Origin of the sequence: Roseicitreum antarcticum, assembly GCF_014681765.1 — a bacterium.
In the GTDB taxonomy this organism is placed as follows: domain Bacteria; phylum Pseudomonadota; class Alphaproteobacteria; order Rhodobacterales; family Rhodobacteraceae; genus Roseicitreum; species Roseicitreum antarcticum.
Window position 1 is genome coordinate 32,823 of record NZ_CP061498.1, and the last position, 14,093, is coordinate 46,915.

Consider the following 14,093-nt stretch of genomic DNA (forward strand, 5'->3'; position numbering starts at 1 on the left):
GGCCAGCTTGCAACGTCTTGCGCACAGGGTTGGTTGATGGAGGTGATCCGAAACGGCTGGCACAGGAAAATGTAAAGTTCAGGGCGTGAGGACCGGCGGTTCCATCGCATCTGGTATGTCCGGTCAGGCAGCAGAAACGGCAGTCTTCTTTGCGGCAGCCCGTTTTCACGGTATGTATCAGTGCTGGTTCGTCTGACGCTCTCCAACTCCCAGATCCGCAGTCAAAATCCGGGGGGTTTTCTAACTCTGCTCCACAAATAACGCGTCCAGCGCGCAGGCCGAACCTCGCACCACATGGCGGCCTGGCGGTGCAACAGCGCGCGGACCTCAATATCTGGCGGTTTCGGGGAAGTGTGCAGCCACGGCGTGTTCCAGCGCGTCGCCTGTGCGGCGGTAGTGTGCGCCAATCAGGGGAACGGCGCGATCGGGCTGGCGGGGCAGGGCGGCGTCGGCGATCTGGTCGTCGACGGGGCGGATCTGCTGCGGGAGCATTCTGATGTTCCTATCCGGCAGGTCCGGCCGCCTGCGCACCGCGCCCGCGGCGTGCTCCCAGCCGTGGTTGCAGATCATCCAGCGCGTCGGCGTTGTCGCGGCCCCAGTGATAGACCATGTCCACGAGACCCACGAACCGCAGTCCAAGCGGGGTCAGGGTATATGTCACCGCAGGGGGCACGGTGCTGTCGACCCGGCGCTCGATGAGCCCGCTGGTTTCCATGTCGCGCAGGGTCTGAACGAACATCTTCTTCGACAGTCCCGGAAGGCTGCGGTGCAGGGCGCCACTGCGCGCGGCGCCGCTGTGGCGGGCGTGCAGCGTATGCAGGATCATGCTGGTCCACTTCGTCGCGAAGATCTCCATCACGCGGCGGGGGGCACAGTCCTCGCTCCAGTCGTCGTCCTCCATGGTGGTCTCCTTTTGGTGCCTACGTTCCGTTTTGGTGCCGTCTAGCGTAGCGGTGCCGGGTTGGCTAGGTGCATCCCAGACCTTTCACAGGAGAAACCACATGAGCAGAACAGCACTCGTCGTCGGAGTCACCGGCATTCAGGGCAGCGCCATTGCGACACGACTGGTTGAGGAGGGCTGGACCGTCCTTGGCCTTGCCCGCACGCCACAGGACCAGGTGGGCGTCACCCCCGTTGCAGCCGACCTTCTGGACCCGGCATCGCTGGCGCAGGCGCTGGAGGGGCTGAAACCGACCCATGTCTTCCTCACAACCTGGCTGCGCCAAGACACCGAGGCCGAGAACATCCGCGTCAACGGCGCCATGGTGCGCAACCTGTTGGAGGCCGTGCGCCCCGCAAACAGCGTCGAGCACGTCGCCCTCGTGACTGGCCTCAAACACTATCTCGGCCCGTTCGAGGCCTACGGTAAGGGCACGCTCCCCAAGACGCCGTTCCGCGAGGATCAGGGCCGTCTGGATGTCGCGAACTTCTACTACGCGCAGGAGGACGAAGTCTTTGCAGCCGCTGAACGCGACGGATTCGGCTACAGCATCCACCGCCCGCACACGGTCATCGGCAAAGCCGTGGGCAACGCGATGAACATGGGCACCACGCTGGCCGTATTTGCGGAACTCTGCAAGGCGACGGGGAGGCCCTTCCGCTTTCCCGGATCGCAGGTGCAGTGGGAATCTCTGACCGACATGACCGACGCCCGCCAACTGGCGGACCAGGTGATCTGGGCCGCGACGACCCCGGCCGCCCGGAACGAGGACTTCAATATCGTCAACGGTGACGTCTTCCGCTGGAGCTGGATGTGGCACCGCATCGGCGACTACTTCGGCTTGGAGGTCGAGGAGTTCGACGGCACCGTGCGCCGTCTGGAGCAGCAGATGAAGGACGATGCTGCCGTCTGGGCCGGGATCGCGCAAAGCCACGATCTGGCGGAAACCGACCTGTCGCGGCTGGCCTCGCCTTGGCACACGGACGCAGACCTTGGCCGCCCGATCGAGGTCGTGACCGACATGAGCAAGAGCCGTGCCATGGGCTTCACCGGCTATATCGCTACGGACCGGGCGTTCTTCGACTTGTTCGACCGCTTGCGTGCAGACGGCATCATTCCCAAGAGCTGACCCACCAGCCGACGGTCAATCATCGGCTTCCCGTTGCGCCCCTCGGGCAGACATTCTTTGTTGCACGACGACAAAGCCGGGTACATCCTCGATCTGAACGGGACCTGCATCATGGGACGCCTTGTTTGGTCGGATGACGTGCAGGTATCGATCGTTTTTCCGAGCCAACGTGAACTCGCCCCCTCGGTCCGAGCGTTCATCGATTTCATGCGTGGGATTGAGGAAAAAATACCATGGTTCACGGGCAAAGTCTGATTGAGCACCCTGCCAAGCAGTTGGACCTGCGCCGTTTTCGACAGACACATGCGTGTCGTTCGATCACCATGGCGCTCAGCGTAAACAGGCGGCTGTGAGCCCAACTCAACCAACTTTTGCGATGCAGCGAAGGGTGGCTGTGGTCAGACTTCGTAGTGTCCCCAACTCGCTGTGGCTGCCTCAGCGACGGCCAGCAAGCTTTCCCTGTCTGCGCCATCGCGCGCAAGAACGGACATGCCTTGCGTAACGGCGAGGGTCAGGTCCGCGAGCATTGGTGCGGGTGTGTCCGGTGCCAGATGGCCTTGCGCAATATCCACCAGGATCCTGCGCATGATGATCTCGCGCACCTCTCGGCGTTCGGCGGCAACCGCAGCACGGACCTCTGACGCGTCCGGTGATCCCGTCGCCGCGGCACTGGCCAGCAGGCAGCCGCGCGGTGTCGTGTCACCAGTATAAAGCTCTGCCGCCCCGCGGAGCATCCCCGCGACAGCCTCACGCGCACTCGGCGCTTGGCGCATAGCCTGCTCAAATGCGACACGGTCCCCGGCGTAGCGGCGCATCGCTTCCATAAAGAGCTGCTGCTTGTTGCCAAAGGCAGCGTAGAGGCTGGGGGCCGTGACCCCCATGGCCGCCGTCAGATCAGAGATCGAGGTCGTTTCATACCCGCTGTCCCAGAACGCCAGCATCGCCCTTTCCAGCACAACCTCACGGTCGAATGAAAGGGGACGGCCAGTCTTGCGGGGCGATGTTGGGACTTGTCTCATAGTGACCGATATTAAAATCATTGACACTGCGTCGCAAGAGGTAGATGTGTTTCATATCGTTTACTATGAAACATTGGAAATACCATGTCCCTTGCCCATTACCGTGCCCTTGGCCGGTCCGGTCTGGTCGTCAGCCCCCTCTGCCTCGGTACCATGACCTTCGGCCCCGGTGACTGGGGCGTCGACGAGGCTGGGTCCCGCGCGATCTTCGACGCCTACCGCGACGCGGGTGGCAATTTCGTGGACACTGCGGACATCTATGCGGGTGGGATCAGCGAGGAATTGGTGGGCAAGTTCATCAAGGACTCTGGGTCGCGAGACGAGATCGTGCTGGCCACCAAGTTCGGTTTCAATGGCTCGCGCAGCCCCTTGGCGTCCAATCAGGCGCGTGTCGGCAATCCGCACGCTGGGGGGGCGGGGTCGAAGAACATCCACCGCGCGCTGGAGGCCTCGCTGGCGCGGCTGAAGACGGACTACATCGATCTTTACTGGATGCACATCTGGGATGGCGTCACGCCAGTCGAAGAGATTGTGCAGACGCTGGGCGATCTGGTGCGGGCCGGCAAGATACGCCACTATGCCTTTTCCGACATGCCTGCGTGGCTGGCAACCAAGGCGGCGACCATCGCAACCGAGCGCCGGGTGCCGGGACCGATCGCGATGCAGGTCGAATACTCGCTCGTCGCCCGCGATGTCGAAGCCGAGCATATCCCCGCCGCACAGGACGCCGACATGGGCGTGATGCCCTGGAGCCCGCTGGCCGGCGGCTTCCTGACGGGGAAATACAAACGAGAGGATACATCTGGCACCGGCCGACTGAGCGGTGCAAACCCTTTCGGCGACAGCAAGTTCAGCGATCGCAACTGGGAGATTCTGACCGTTTTGAAAGCGGTGGCCACTGAACAGGATCGCACACCCGCTCAGATTGCGCTGGCTTGGGTCATGGGGCAGCGCGGGGTGACGTCAACCCTTGTCGGCGCACGCAGCGTCTCGCAATTGAGCGGTAACATCTCGGCGACCGAAGTTACGCTCACCGTCGACCAGATGAACCGGCTTGATCAGATCAGTGCGCGCGCAGGCGGGTTCTCTGCCAGCCTGGCGGCTCCGATGATCCGGCGCATGGTTTATGGTGGCCATGATGTCACGGGATGGGCCGAGTAGCTCCTGCAATTGTAGGGGGGCTTTTCTGGCGTCAGATCAAGAAGCTGACCCTCATCGCCTTGATGCCTGGGTCAGCTTTCCTTGGGTATCGTGGCGCGCAGGCCCCGTTGCACCGCTTGGTCGACAGCACCGGCATCAAAGTCGCGGGCGAAGGGTCCCAAGGGACCGTGGCCCGGGTGGGGCCGCGTAAACCTCTTCGTGATTGCACGAGCAGATTGTGATTTGGTCAATATACCTCTGCATATCCTGCTATGATGTCCTTGCCCCACGATGTTTCTTTCATTTCATAAGGGGGGATCGCCCTTTCAACCTTGGCTGACGCGCTGAAGAGCGGTCTGGGTGTTTGTGATGGCCGACCAACGACGCCCGCCCCGGCGAGGTTTACGGGCGCGGTGTTAACGGTTAGTGTTTGCGGAATGATCGCAACCATATGGTTGCGGTCGTGATAGATGCTGCTGACAGGCGATTTCGTCGGTCTGGCGTCAACGGGTGCACTGTGGCGCCGTTTCGCGTGATCGTTGGCAGGATGTCGCAAGGAGTGGCGCCATGAAAGAGTCATCACTGAATGTGCTGGGCGGGGATCTTGAAGGATGCTCTGCCGACCCTTTGACAGGTTTTTTCCGCAACGGTTGTTGTGACACCGGTCCACAAGACCGGGGGCTGCACACCGTTTGTGCCCGGATGACGGCGGAATTTCTGGCTTTGTCTAAATATCTGGGGAATGACCTGAGCACGCCGCGGCCCGAGTATGGCTTTGCCGGGCTGAAACCCGGCGATCAATGGTGCCTTTGCGCGGGCCGGTTCCTGCAGGCGCATGAGGAAGGGGCAGCGCCGCGCGTCAATCTGGCGGCGACGCATCTGCGCACGCTGGACGTTGTCCCGCTCGATGTGCTGCGGCTATACGCCGACGATGCATCCTGACCGACGCGCTAGGCGCCCTGAATCCTGCGGTGTGGTGATCATATCAACCGACATTCCCTTTGCTTGCTGTTCGTGTGCGCCACGTTGGCTCGTTGTTTGATCCCACGGTTTGATGGTGCGATCCTTTCTTATGAATGGAAGGAAGCGATATGGGACAAGCTTCTCAAGGGAGCGCCACGACCAACCAGGTCATCCGGGCCAGTGCGGGTGCGGCACGTGCCGCGCAGCCGCCCGCAGTATGGCGCTTTTAGAAAAGATTGCCCTTGATCGGGCGGCGGGCCTTGGCATCACGGCGGGGGCCGCTACACTGAAGGGACCGTCCGGCATGCTGCCGGAGCCAATCTGTGAAGGAGCCTGACCATCATGACACCCCGTATCATGCTTGCCGCCATCGGCCTCTCGGGTGCGCTGGCCCTCCCCGTGCACGCTGACATCACCGTCTCATCAAAGATCGACACCGAAGGCGGCTTGCTGGGCAACATCATTGCGCTGGCGCTGGAAGACGCGGGTTTGCCGGTGACGCGGCGCTTGCAACTTGGGGGCACGCAGGTGGTGCGCGAGGCGCTGCTGGCCGACCAGATCGACATTTATCCCGAATATACCGGCAATGCCGCGTTTTTCTTCAATGAGGCTGACAGCACGGTCTGGAAGAACGCCGATGCGGCACATGCCCGCGCCGCCGAACTGGACGCTGCGGAAAACGACATCATCTGGCTGGATTCTGCGCCTGCCAACAACACCTGGGCCATTGCCGTCACCGGCCCGGTTGCGGCGGACAACGGCCTGTCCACCATGTCCGATTTCGGTGAATGGGTCACTGCGGGCGGCGAGGTGAAGCTGGCCGCATCGACGGAATTCGTGTCTTCCCCTGCGGTGCTGCCTGCCATGCAAGACACCTACGGCTTCATGTTGACCTCCGATCAGACGGTCATCTTGTCGGGCGGCGATACGGCAGCGACCATTCAGGCGGCGGCGCGCGGCACTTCGGGCGTCAATGCGGCCATGGTCTATGGCACCGATGGTGGCGTCGGCGCGACCGGATTGGTGGTCATGGCCGACGATCAGGGCGTGCAGCCGGTTTATGAGCCTGCACCGATCGTGCGCGCTGAGGTGCTGGCAGAATACCCCACGATCCCCGAGGTGTTGGACCCGATCTTTGCCGGGCTGGACATGGCGATTTTGCAAAACCTGAATGGTCGCATTCAGGTCGGTGGTGAACCCGCCGAAGCGGTCGCGCGCGATTATCTGACCAGCACCGGGGTGCTGGACTGATCGCAGGCACGGTGTTCAGCCGGGGCGGCGGCGGCGCGGTCTCGTCGATCTCGGCGCCGGGGATATTGTTCGCGGCGCTGGGGGCGGTGGCGCTGCTGGCACCGTTCATGACGCTGGCGGCCAACCGCATTGTCGCAGGCGAAGGCGTGCTGGCCTGGCGCGTTGCCGGGCTTTCGGCGACCGGGCCCGGCGTGGCGGCGGTTGTCGTGGGCCTGGTGCTTGGGTTGCCTGCCGGCTTGGCGCTTCTGCGCTTTGCCGGTGCGGTGCTGGGGCTGGCGGGCCTGTTGTGGCTGTTGATGCAGGGCGCACCGGTGCTGCTTGACGGGGCAGGGGACTACGCCCGCGTGTCGCCCGCCATGGGGTTCTGGTGCCTGCTGGTCATTTTCATGCTGCTGATGGCCGATGCGCTGGCGGGGCTGGCGCCCGGGCCATGGGCGCGTGCGGGGTTGCTGGCGGGCGTGCTGGGCGCGCTGGCGCTGGTGCTGTGGTCTGGCGCGCTGGCGGACCTGTCGGTGCTTCAGGAATATGCCAGCCGCCGCGATGCCTTCGTGCGCGCGACGGGGCGGCATCTGGGGTTGGCCTTCGGATCGCTGGCTGCGGCGGCGGCGATTGGCTTTCCGCTGGGCATCTGGTGTCACCGCCGCGCCCGTCTGCGCCAAACGATGCTGCCGGTGCTGAGCTTCTTGCAAACCATCCCGTCGCTGGCGATGTTCGGGCTGATGATCCCGATCCTTGGCTGGGTGGGTGCCAGCGTGCCCGGCGCGCAGGCCATCGGCATCGCGGGGATCGGCTTTGCCCCGGCGTTCCTTGCGCTGGTTTTGTACGCGCTGCTGCCGGTGGTGGGCAACACGGTCGCGGGCCTTGGCGCTGCACCGCCTGCTGCGCTGGAAGCGGCGCGCGGAATGGGCATGACCCCGCGCCAGCGCCTGTGGCGGATCGAGTTGCCGCTGGGCCTGCCCGTCATCCTGACCGGGCTGCGCATCGTGCTGGTGCAAAATATAGGCCTGGCCGTCATTGCCGGGCTGATCGGCGGCGGCGGCTTTGGCAGCTTCGTGTTTCAGGGGCTGAACCAGACCGCGACCGACCTGATCTTGCTGGGGGCCTTGCCCACCGTCGCGCTGGCGCTGAGCGCGGCCATCGTGATGGACATCCTTGTTGACCTGACCCGCCCGACACCGGAGCACGTGCCATGATCGAGATTGACCGCATCACCAAGGCATATGGCGATACACGGGCGGTGGATGCCGTGTCGATGACTGTTGAAACCGGCACGATCACGGTGATCGTCGGCACTTCCGGTTCCGGCAAGACCACGCTTTTGCGGATGATCAACCGGCTGGAGGAGCCGACATCGGGTGAGGTGCGGATCAACGGCACCTCGACCCAGAGCGTAAAGCCCCACATCCTGCGCCGCCGCATCGGCTATGCCATTCAGGGGCACGGCCTGTTTCCACACCACACCGTCGGGCGCAATATCGCTGCCGTGCCCGAGTTGCTGCGCTGGCCGCGCGACAAGGTCCGCGCGCGGGTGGATGAATTGCTGGCGCTGTTTTCCATGGAACCCGCGCAGTTCCGTGACCGCTACCCGGCTGAATTGTCGGGTGGGCAACAGCAGCGTGTCGGGGTGGCGCGCGCACTGGCCTCGCGCCCCGATCTGTTGCTGATGGATGAGCCGTTTGGCGCGCTGGACCCCATCATCCGCACCCGTGCGCAAGATGACCTGCGCCGCATCCAGCAGGCGCTGGGCTCTACCATCATGCTGGTGACCCATGACATGGAGGAAGCGATCCGGCTGGGCGACCGCGTGGCGGTGATGGATGCCGGGAGGCTGGTGCAGCATGGCCCACCGGCCGAGATTATCGCGCGACCCGCCACTGATTTCGTCGCCGACATGGTGGGGGATGTGGAGCGCCCGCTGCGCCTGCTGTCGCTGATCGGCGTGGCCGAGGTGCTGGAGGATGGCGCGGCTGACGGCGCCGCGCTGCCGCATGACGCCAGCCTGCGTGACGCACTTTCCGCCTGTCTGTGGACGGGGCGCGATGCCGTGCCGGTGGTGCGTGACGGCGCGCGGTTGGGCCGGGTGACATTTGCCGCGATCCGGGCGCGGGCAGGTTTGCAGGCATGATCAACCGGGGAACCATCTTGCGGCTGGCGCTGGCCGGGCTGCTGCTGGCGCTGGTGCTGCGGCCCGTGTGGTTCACGCCGCTATTCGCGCCGCTGGCCCCGGTGGGTGGCCCGGTGATCTATGAGCGCGCGTCACTGCTGTCGCTGTCGCTGAGCCATCTGGGGCTGGTCGCCTTGGCGTCGTTGGCCGCGACATTGGTGGCCGTGACGCTGGCCATCTTGGTGACGCGCCCGGCCGGGGCAGCCTTCCGCCCGTTGTCGCGGACCATCACCAACATGGGCCAGACCTTTCCGCCCGTCGCCGTGCTGGCGCTGGCGGTGCCCGCGCTGGGTTTTGGGGCGGGGCCGACGTTGGTTGCGCTGTTTCTGTATGGGCTGCTACCGATTTTTGAGAATGCGATCACCGGCCTTTCCACCCTGCCGCCCGCCACGATGGAGGCAGCGCGCGGTATCGGGCTGAACCGCTGGCAACGGCTGGTGCGGGTGGAGCTGCCGCTGGCCCTGCCGGTGATCCTGACCGGCATCCGCCTGTCGGTGGTGATCGCGCTGGGCACGGCCACGATCGGGTCAACCGTGGCGGCGCGCACACTGGGCGAGGTCATCATCGCAGGGCTTTTGACCAACAACACCGCCTATGTGCTGCAAGGCGGGCTGATTGTCGGGCTGTTCGCGGTGCTGATCTATGACGCGCTGGTACAGATCGAGGCGCGGCTGGCCCGGCACATGGGGGGCTGACGGGGTCTCCCAACCGGCGCGCGGCAGACTTGCAACCGTCAGATAGGCAGGCCCACCCTGCACGGTAGCCCGCCTGGCGGTGGAAGCCATCGACCTCGCTGAGGCGCTTGGCGCTTCAAGATACCTCGGTCGCGCCATCTGCCGAAAGCGGAGCGTTTCCCCTCGTCGCCGCCGCGCCGAGAGGTGCTGACCGAGCCGCTTCACACAATGCATCTTAGTTTTGGCACGCTCTCTTGTGCTGAGTGGAATGATACGCGTAACATGTGCGACATTCAAAAGTGCGGCTCGATGGGTTATCGGCGCATCCGGAGATCCGGCACAGAGGAACGCAAGTACAATGACAGGAGGACACGATGACGCCAGAACCCGATCAAACCGGCAGCCGCGACCTGCGCGTCATCGTCATGGGCGTCTCGGGCTCGGGCAAGACGGTGACGGGCCGCGAACTGGCCGCAGCACTGGGGGCCACCTTCCTCGATGCCGATGATTTTCACAGTCCCGCAAATGTCGCCAAGATGGCGGCAGGCACCCCGCTGACGGATGTCGACCGCGCAGGCTGGCTCGATGACCTGGCGGCGAGGTTGGAACGTCACAGCGCGGTCGTGCTTGCCTGTTCCGCGTTGAAGGCCAGCTACCGGCAGCGGCTGTGCGCCATTCGCGGCACGCGGCCGATCATCTTGTATCTGGACGGCAGTTTTGACGACATCCGCCAGCGGCTGGAGGCGCGCAAGGGCCACTACTTTCAGGGCCTGTCGATGCTGCGCAGCCAGTTCGATACCTTGGAACCCCCTACGCCGGATGAGGCAATTCCGATCAACATCAACGCGCCGCTGGATGCCGTGGTGCACGCCTGCCTTCAGGCCCTGACCACGCCGCCGCAATAGCATCACCCGCCGCACCAGACAGGGTCAGGCAACAGCACGCAGCACAGCCCGAGAAGCCGCGCTATGTCGTTGATTTGTAGAAATTATGCGACAAAAAAGCCTGTCGCCAAGTCCAAAATGACCTAATATTGCCGGGCACCCTTTCACAGCCAAGAGCACCCCCATGGCCCCGCCGACGGCCCCGCGCAAACCGCGACGTCCCAGCCTGCGCGATATCGCCGAGGCCGTGGGTACCACGCGCATGACCGTCAGCCGTTGCCTGCGCGATCCGCAGACCGTCTCTGAACCACTGCGCCAGCGCATTCAGGAAACCGCGCGGCACCTGAACTACCTGCCCAATCGCGCGCCAATGATGCTGGCTCAGTCGCGCAGCCGGTCCATCGGGGTGCTGGTCCCGTCGGTCACCAATCAGGTCTTCGCCGATGTGCTGGCGGGGATCATCGATGAGACCGGCGCCGCAGATTACCGCGCGATGATCACCCACTACGGCCATGACGCTGCCGCCGAGGAACGCAGTATCGCCGCCCTGCTGGCCTATAACGCCGACGGGCTGATCCTGAGCGACCGCACCCATACCGAAGCCACACGGCGAATGATTGACGGCGCTGGCGTCGCAATTGTCGAGATCATGGATACCCGCAAGCCCGCGTTGCAACAGGCCGTGGGCTATGACAACCACGCCGCCGCCTGCGATATGGTTACTGCGATGATCGCGCGCGGGCACCGGCGCATCGTCTATCTGGCTGTGCGGTTGGACGAGCGGACCCTCCAGCGCGCCGAAGGTTACCGCGAGGCGATGGAATGTCACAACCTGCCGCCTGTGATCTTGCAAAGCGCCGGGAAGTCGTCCTTCACTGCCGGGGCCAGCCTGATGGCGCGGATCTTGAACAATGGCGACCGCACCGATGGGGCGTTTTGCGCCAATGACGATCTGGCGGTCGGCGCGTTTCTAGAATGCCAGCGGCGCGGCATCCGGGTGCCTGACCAGATCATGATCGCCGGGTTCCACGGCCTCGATGTCGCGCAGGCGCTGTCGCCGCAACTGCTCACCGTGTTGACGCCGCGCTACCAGATCGGACAGGCCGCAGCGCGCGCTTTACTGGCGCGGATTAACGGCGCGCCCCTGACCATGCCGGTGATGGATCTGGGTTACCGTCTCATGATGGGCGACGGGGGCTGAGCGGCCCGCAAAAGCGACGGCGCGCCAGTGGCTTGCTCTACATGCGCGGTGCGTGATGCAAGATTACCGGAATGACCAGATCTTCCTCATCCAGCAGGTGTCGGTTCAGGAAATGCCCGAACCGGCCCAGCTGCGCCTCTAGCGCGCCGGCCGCATCGCGCCCCTGTTGCAGCGCACCCGATTGCAACGGGCCCAGCGCCGCGTTCGTGCCATCCGCCAAGGCCTGCAAATGCGCGTCCAGCGCGTGGTGATCGGCGTCCAGCAGGTCAAACCCCGGGGTCAGCCGCGCATCCAACCCCGACAGAAGCGGAAAGTAATGCGCATCCTCGATCTGGTGGTGGCCATGCAGCTGTTGCAAGAAGAAGCCAGTCATCCGGGCCGTGCGCTGCACATAGCCGCTCGCGTCTTTCGGATTGTCCAGAAACGCCTGCGTGTCCGTTTGCAGGCGGCCCAGCACATCGCGAAACATCAGGTGACGCTCCATCCAGAAGCGGGTGGTGCCGTCGAAATTCTTATGGGCCTGCCACAGATCGCGCGGGTATTGCTCCACCAGCACGCGAAGGGCATCGGGCAAGCCGGTGCGCAGGTTCAGATCGGTTGAGTCGGTGTTCTTTTCCATAATCCCAATCTACCCTGAACAGACAGACGGTTCATCCGCAAATTCCGTGCATGTCCGCACAGAAGATGGCGCATTTGATGCGGATTGCCGAAAGCGCCCGCGTGCTTAGCGCATTGATCGGCTGCCGCCCGCGCGGTCTCTCCGATTGGGTGCGTGCGCCGCCGTCTTCTGCTGACCACAGCTTTGAACGATTTTTGCCGTATTCAATCCCTAAAAACCATGGGTAATTTCCGGCACTCTGCCCGCCCCAAAGCGGCAGCCCGGATCTGCGCATGCCGCAAGAGCTGGAGCCAAGATGCTGAAACGTCATCGAAACCGGGGCCATCGCCCGCTCAGATCCCTGGCCGCCCGGCTGAAGCTGCGTCTTGCGAAAACGCTACTTCTGAACTTTACGCGCCGCGAAGACGGCGCGATGCTGATTTTCGGCCTGTTCATCATGGTCATCATCTTGATGGTGTGCGGCATGGCGGTGGACCTGATGCGGGTGGAAAACCAACGCGTGCGGCTGCAATCGGTATCGGACCGCGCCACACTGGCCGCAGCCAGCCTGCGCCAGCCGTTGGAAGCGCGTGCCGTGGTCGAGCGGTACTTCGAAATGGAGGGGCTGAGCGCCTTTCTGGAAAACGTCGATGTCGATCAGGGCATCAACCACCGCACGGTCGAGGTGCGCACGCGGGCCATCGTGCCATCGCTGTTCCTGCGCATGGTCGGGATCTCGGACTTGCCGGTCGCCACGCGCAGCACCGCGCAGGAACGTTTCTTGAACGTCGAAGTGTCGCTGGTCGTCGACGTGTCCGAATCGATGAACCAGCTGGGACGGATCCAGAACCTGCGCTCGGCGGGGGAGGATTTCATCGACCAACTGTTTGCGGCTTCGCGCGACGACCAGATATCAGTGAACCTGGTGCCTTATGCGGGGCAGACCAACGCGGGTCCGGACCTCTATGCCATGCTCGAAACAACCCATGATCAGCCCGCATCGCATTGCGTGGAATTCGACGCTTCCGATTATACCTCCATGGCTTTCGACCGCACCGGACCCTATGCGGGGGCCGGGCATTTCGACCCCTGGAGCCAGCGCGGCGCAAGCGACTTCTTCTGCCCTACCCGTGACGACAATTCCGCGCGCATCATGCCGCTTGCTGACGACCCCGATGTTCTGCGCGCCCGCATGCGGGACCTGACCGCGCAGGGCAACACCTCGATCGAGATCGGCCTGAAATGGGGCGCCGCCCTGCTGGATGCCTCGTTTCGCCCCTATGTCAGCACGCTGGTTGAACAGGGCATCGTGTCGTCTGCCATGGCCAACCGACCGTTTGACGCGGAGAACGCCGAGGCGATGAAGGCCGTCGTGCTGATGACCGACGGTGAAAACTTCGATCAGTTCCGCATGCGCGATCAATACAAGACCGGCCGCTCGGGCGTCTGGCACACTGTGTCTCGCGGGGGACTGGTCGATACCGAGATCGCGACCATTCAAGCCCAGCGGCTGAGCTACCCCCACAATGGCCTGCAATCGGCGGGCCAGATCGTCGAAGGCGAATCTCGGCTGTCCGTGTTCAATCCCCAACGCAACTGGTGGACGCGCGACTTCTTTGTTCCCCGGCAAAATGACGCCTATCCCCGGTCAGGCAGTTGGAGCGATTACCCGTCGCAGGTCGACAATTCCTGTACGCTGTACGGCCCAACCCAGGGGCAGGCCAACCGGCGGGCGCCGTTCAACTTCTACCTCTGCAACAACGTCATCGCCTATGAAGTGCCGTACGACAGGCTGTGGCACGACCTGAGTGTTTATTGGGTCGCGGCATATTTGTATCACTATCCGGGCATCATGAACTACAACACCTATCGCAGCAATCTTTTCAACATGATCCAGCCCAACACCAAGAACGCCCATTTGTCCACCATGTGCGACACCCTGCGCGACGCCGGTGTGATCGTATATACCATTGCGTTCGAGGCACCGCAGGGCGGTCAAGCCGCTATGCGCGACTGCGCCTTTTCGGCCAACCATTACTTCGATGTGTCGGGCACCGATTTGCAAGTCGCCTTTCGCGCGATCGCGGGCGACATTCAACAATTGCGGTTGATCGAATGACCGGGCCTGCG

Annotated in this window: 14 protein-coding genes; 10 read left to right on the plus strand and 4 right to left on the minus strand. The window is 63.6% G+C overall.

From position 1 onward, the window contains the following. Positions 1-327: 327 nt before the first annotated feature. Both H9529_RS00195 and H9529_RS00200 read right to left on the minus strand, forming a co-directional pair. Positions 328-492 (minus strand): hypothetical protein, encoded by a 165-nt coding sequence (locus H9529_RS00195; RefSeq protein WP_176846847.1) that lies wholly within the window; start codon positions 490-492, stop codon positions 328-330. A gap of 10 nt (positions 493-502) precedes the next feature. Continuing rightward, positions 503-901, minus strand: coding sequence for a winged helix-turn-helix transcriptional regulator (locus H9529_RS00200; RefSeq protein WP_092885444.1), 399 nt, complete (start codon positions 899-901; stop codon positions 503-505). Positions 902-1,001: 100 nt separating this feature from the next. Between H9529_RS00200 and H9529_RS00205 the strand changes: the two genes are divergently transcribed. Next, positions 1,002-2,069 (plus strand): SDR family oxidoreductase, encoded by a 1,068-nt coding sequence (locus tag H9529_RS00205; RefSeq protein WP_092885446.1) that lies wholly within the window; start codon positions 1,002-1,004, stop codon positions 2,067-2,069. 398 nt (positions 2,070-2,467) lie between these two features. Here the strand turns inward: H9529_RS00205 and H9529_RS00210 are convergent, their stop codons facing one another. Further along, entirely contained in the window at positions 2,468-3,088 is a 621-nt protein-coding gene (locus H9529_RS00210; RefSeq protein WP_092885450.1) for a TetR/AcrR family transcriptional regulator, read from the minus strand. 84 nt (positions 3,089-3,172) lie between these two features. On the opposite strand from H9529_RS00210, the gene H9529_RS00215 reads away from it, so the two are divergent. From H9529_RS00215 to H9529_RS00250, 8 genes are all read left to right on the plus strand, one after another. Further along, the gene (locus H9529_RS00215; protein WP_092885452.1) at positions 3,173-4,249 is read left to right on the plus strand and encodes an aldo/keto reductase; all 1,077 of its coding nucleotides are present in this window, start codon (positions 3,173-3,175) and stop codon (positions 4,247-4,249) included. A gap of 546 nt (positions 4,250-4,795) precedes the next feature. Continuing rightward, positions 4,796-5,170: a DUF2237 family protein gene (locus H9529_RS00220; RefSeq protein WP_092885456.1), complete on the plus strand. Its 375-nt coding sequence runs from the start codon at positions 4,796-4,798 to the stop codon at positions 5,168-5,170. A gap of 363 nt (positions 5,171-5,533) precedes the next feature. Further along, complete coding sequence (gene osmF / locus H9529_RS00225; RefSeq protein WP_092885458.1) at positions 5,534-6,442, plus strand: glycine betaine ABC transporter substrate-binding protein OsmF; 909 nt, start codon at positions 5,534-5,536, stop codon at positions 6,440-6,442. Between the two features lie 11 nt (positions 6,443-6,453). Continuing rightward, the gene (locus H9529_RS00230) at positions 6,454-7,635 is read left to right on the plus strand and encodes an ABC transporter permease (protein ID WP_092885460.1); all 1,182 of its coding nucleotides are present in this window, start codon (positions 6,454-6,456) and stop codon (positions 7,633-7,635) included. Further along, positions 7,632-8,567 (plus strand): ABC transporter ATP-binding protein, encoded by a 936-nt coding sequence (locus H9529_RS00235; protein ID WP_092885462.1) that lies wholly within the window; start codon positions 7,632-7,634, stop codon positions 8,565-8,567. The genes H9529_RS00230 and H9529_RS00235 overlap by 4 nt, the downstream gene beginning before the upstream one ends. After that, positions 8,564-9,301: an ABC transporter permease gene (locus H9529_RS00240; RefSeq protein ID WP_092885464.1), complete on the plus strand. Its 738-nt coding sequence runs from the start codon at positions 8,564-8,566 to the stop codon at positions 9,299-9,301. The genes H9529_RS00235 and H9529_RS00240 overlap by 4 nt, the downstream gene beginning before the upstream one ends. Before the next feature lie 353 nt (positions 9,302-9,654). After that, positions 9,655-10,185, plus strand: a complete 531-nt coding sequence (locus tag H9529_RS00245; RefSeq protein WP_092885466.1) for a gluconokinase — start codon at positions 9,655-9,657, stop codon at positions 10,183-10,185. Positions 10,186-10,348: 163 nt separating this feature from the next. Then, positions 10,349-11,365, plus strand: a complete 1,017-nt coding sequence (locus H9529_RS00250; RefSeq protein WP_092885468.1) for a substrate-binding domain-containing protein — start codon at positions 10,349-10,351, stop codon at positions 11,363-11,365. A 37-nt stretch (positions 11,366-11,402) separates the two neighbouring features. On the opposite strand, the gene H9529_RS00255 is transcribed toward H9529_RS00250, so the two are convergent. Continuing rightward, the gene (locus tag H9529_RS00255) at positions 11,403-11,984 is read right to left on the minus strand and encodes a hemerythrin domain-containing protein (RefSeq protein WP_092885470.1); all 582 of its coding nucleotides are present in this window, start codon (positions 11,982-11,984) and stop codon (positions 11,403-11,405) included. 295 nt (positions 11,985-12,279) lie between these two features. On the opposite strand from H9529_RS00255, the gene H9529_RS00260 reads away from it, so the two are divergent. Further along, entirely contained in the window at positions 12,280-14,082 is a 1,803-nt protein-coding gene (locus H9529_RS00260; RefSeq protein WP_092885472.1) for a TadE/TadG family type IV pilus assembly protein, read from the plus strand. Positions 14,083-14,093 lie beyond the last annotated feature (11 nt).